The 3533-nt window shown below is 52.2% G+C and carries 3 protein-coding genes; 2 read left to right on the top strand and 1 reads right to left on the bottom strand.

Annotated elements, in window-relative coordinates:
• Positions 1 to 2364, bottom strand: a 2364-nt coding sequence (locus VFS25_RS20995) for a SusC/RagA family TonB-linked outer membrane protein (protein WP_326464142.1), incomplete at its 3' end; no start/stop codon positions are given.
• Positions 2365 to 2482: 118 nt separating this feature from the next.
• On the opposite strand from VFS25_RS20995, the gene VFS25_RS20990 reads away from it, so the two are divergent.
• Both VFS25_RS20990 and VFS25_RS20985 read left to right on the top strand, forming a co-directional pair.
• Entirely contained in the window at positions 2483 to 2917 is a 435-nt protein-coding gene (locus VFS25_RS20990) for a hypothetical protein (protein WP_326464141.1), read from the top strand.
• Positions 2898 to 3533: zeta toxin family protein (locus tag VFS25_RS20985; RefSeq protein WP_326464140.1), on the top strand; the 636-nt coding region annotated here is incomplete at its 3' end. The genes VFS25_RS20990 and VFS25_RS20985, both read left to right, overlap by 20 nt.

Raw genomic sequence — 3533 nt, 5'->3', positions numbered from 1 at the left:
GTTTTCCTGTATAAACCCAAAGCCCGATACGGTGGGCACCTGCCGGTCCATGATCAGGTCGCGGGTATTGGCCTGGTACAGGTCTACGGTACCGGTTATACGTCCTTTTGCAAAGGAGAAGTCAACACCGGCGTTCAGCTGGTAGGTGGCTTCCCACTTCAGGCTGGGGTTGGCAATAAGGTTGGGTAAATATCCCCAGGCAGGATTATCGCCCCATACATAACGGGTTTTTACCAGGCGGCCCTGCACGGTGTACGGGCTGATGGCGGAGTTGCCGGTTTTGCCGTAGCCTACGCGCAGCTTTAGCTCATCCAGGAAGGAAGCGTTCTTCAGGAAATTTTCTTCCTGCATTTTCCAGGCCAGCGCAAAGGAGGGAAAGAACTCCCACTTGTTGCCGGGCGCCAGCACAGAAGAACCATCGAAACGGCCCGACACGGTAAGCAGGTAACGGTCTTTAAAGGCATAGTTCACCCGGCCCATGTACGACATTAACCTGCGCTGTGTATAATCGCTGCTAAAGGCATCGGGGCCGCTGTTGTTGGTAGATCCCAGGTTGTAGAACAGCTGCTTGTCGTACGGCAGGTTAGATACCGTAAGGCCGGATGCTTCATACCTCTCATGCTGTATACTTTGCAGCAGCGTTACGCCTACACTGTGCTGGCGGTTAAACTGCTTATCATAATACAGCAGGTTTTCCAGCACGTAGGAAAAGCGCTGCTGCTGGTCATATATTGCCTGTGAGGTACCACGGTTACGGTTGGTGCTCAAAGAGCCATAGAACTGCCCGCGGCGGTACTGGCGGTAGTCGGGGCCAAAGTTCATGCGAAAGCGCAGGCCGTCTGTCAGCTGCAGCTCTGCATAATAGCTGCCCATTACGTGCGTGGTGCGGCGTTCATCTATCACGTTATCGATATTGAACAACGGGTTAAAGATGAGCGGATCGCCGCCGGGCTGGTATATTTTATTACCCGCGCTGTCATACGGCACGGCCAGCGGCAGCTGCCCGATAGCATTAAAGTACAGGGGCGCGCCGTATTGCTGGTTAGCCACGCTGGCCATGGTGGAACCGCCTACACGCAATATGCGGCTCACATTATAATCCAGTCCCAGGCGCACATTGTACCGTTCAAATGACTGCGTTTTTTGTATGCCGCTTTCGTTGTAATAGCCCAGCGACAGTACTACCCTTACTTTTTCCGATCCGCCGGACACGCTCACCTGGTGGTCCTGCTTAATGCCGGTGCGCAGCGCCAGCCTGGCCCAGTCAGTAGTGCGTACCTTATGCGGGTCGTACACCGGTACGGAGTCAAAGGCGCCCATGCCGTACAGGGCAAAGCGCTGCTGCTCTTCCGCCGTGGCGGCGCGGTACCTTGGAATAAGGTTGGCTTTGTCTATCCACTCATATCCCTGTGCTACGGACTCCCACATGTTAGCGTCGCCCTTAAACAGGTTATAATCCTGCCGGGGATTGGGGAAGGGCGTTGTGTAGTCGTCAGGATCGCTGTTGTTGCGGTAGGCTTCGCGGCGGAGCTCTGCAAACTCGCCGCCGTCCATCATATCAAGGGTAGTGAGCGGTTTTGAAAAGCCCACATAGCCATCGTAGGTAACCACAGGCGCGCCGGCCCTGCCCTTTTTCATGGTTACCAGTATTACGCCGTTGGCGCCGCGGGAACCGTAAATGGCGGTGGCGGAAGCATCTTTCAGTATTTCTATGGATGCGATGTCGGAAGGGTTAAAGTCGTTGATGCTGGAGCTGTCCGGCAGCGGAATACCATCCAGCACCACCAGCGGGTAGTTGATGGCTTTAAGGGAGCGGTTGCCGCGTATGCGTATCTGCGGGTTATCGCCCGGGCGGAAGCTGCTGGCCGATACATCTACCCCGGCGGCCCTGCCCTGCAGGGCCTGTGACACGCTTTGTACCGGCACCTGCTTCAGCTGCTGCGCGCTTACAGACGACAGTGAGCCGGTAACATCGCTCTTTTTGCGGGTGCCGTAACCTACCACCACCACTTCTTCAATAGCGGCCAGGTCCTGCGCCAGCACAATGTTAATATTACGGCGGCCGCCGATCTCCTCCTCCTTGTGCGCATAGCCTACGAAGGAAAATACCAGCGTGCCGCTGCCACTGGGAACAGACAGCCGGTAATGCCCGTCCTTATCCGTAACTGTACCGGTGGAGGTGCCTTTGAGCGCTACCGTTACGCCGGGTAACGGGTTGTTGTTGTCTGCCGCCGTTACCTGCCCGGTAACGATAACCGGCTGCTGTGCAAAAGCGGATGCGCAGCTGCTACAGACCAATAAGATAAAAAGGAATGCTTTCGCAAACAGGCAGGTTAGCCTGCTGCGTTTCGTGGATGTGTACATACAATTCAGATTTTGGGCGTGTGGAATGGATCGTTCGTCCAGGCTGCTACATTTTCATAACGTGGCTGCTAAAATAACGGAAAGGGTAAGGCGGGGGAATGGAAAATTGTACAGATGTATGGAGAAATTGACACGCGCATTCTCACCTGCAAGCCATCAAAGTGCCATATTGTGGAATTTTAGTATCTTCCCTAAGCAGGTAATAGCAATTTATATGAAAAGAAGGATTAGCAGAAAGATAGCTTCACGAAAAGGAACAGGCAAAAAGCCCCGTTATCTCCATTTTTCTGCTTACAGAAGCATCCCGAAAAAAGATTTGAATGAGCTGGAGGAAAACGGCGTTGAAACAGTCTTTGCCACTATTGGAAAACGGGTGGCAATGAATGCTATCAATGAAAATAAGGCGCTGGGTATTCCTGTAACCTTCTGGCAAGACGGATGGGTAGTACGCCGGATGCCGGATGGCAGTATTGAACGCGTTCAGCAGGCAACCCAGGTAAGGGAAAAACAATTCAGGAAAGGTACGGTGCTTTATGTCAGAAAAACACGTTAGCCGTATGCGGGTGTTTGCAGGCCCAAACGGCTCCGGTAAAAGCACCACCATCAAAGAAGTACAGCACAGCTTTTATACCGGTGTATATGTTAATGCGGATGATATAGAAAAAACTGCGCGGGAAAAAGGCTTTATTAACCTGGGAGATTATGGCTTAATCCCGGAAGAAACCGCTTTTACCGATTTCCTCCGGCAGTCAACATTATTGAAAAAAGCAAACCGGGACGGGTTTGCAATTGATCTTACCTTTTCAGATAACATAATTAAGATTGGAAAAAATACCCATTCCTATGAGGCGGCTTTAATTGCTGCATTTCTCCGGCAGCTGCTGATTGAAGAAGGTAATACATTTTCTTTTGAAACAGTGATGTCGCACCCCTCCAAACTGGATGTATTCAGGAACGCACATGCTGCGGGGTTTAAAAACTACCTGTACTTTATTGCAACAGTATCGCCCCAGATCAATATCGACCGCGTGGCTGCACGGGTACGTAAGGGCGGACATGCTGTTGATCCCCGTAAGATTGAGGAACGATATTACCGTTCCCTCGACCTGCTATCGGATATGATACCTTATTGCCACCGCTGCTACCTGGTTGACAATTCACTGGAAGGC

It is taken from the genome of Chitinophaga sp. (assembly GCF_035761305.1).
Lineage (GTDB): Bacteria > Bacteroidota > Bacteroidia > Chitinophagales > Chitinophagaceae > Chitinophaga.
The sequence above is the reverse complement of the archived record's forward strand: the minus strand, read 5'-3'. Positions and strand labels throughout refer to the sequence as shown.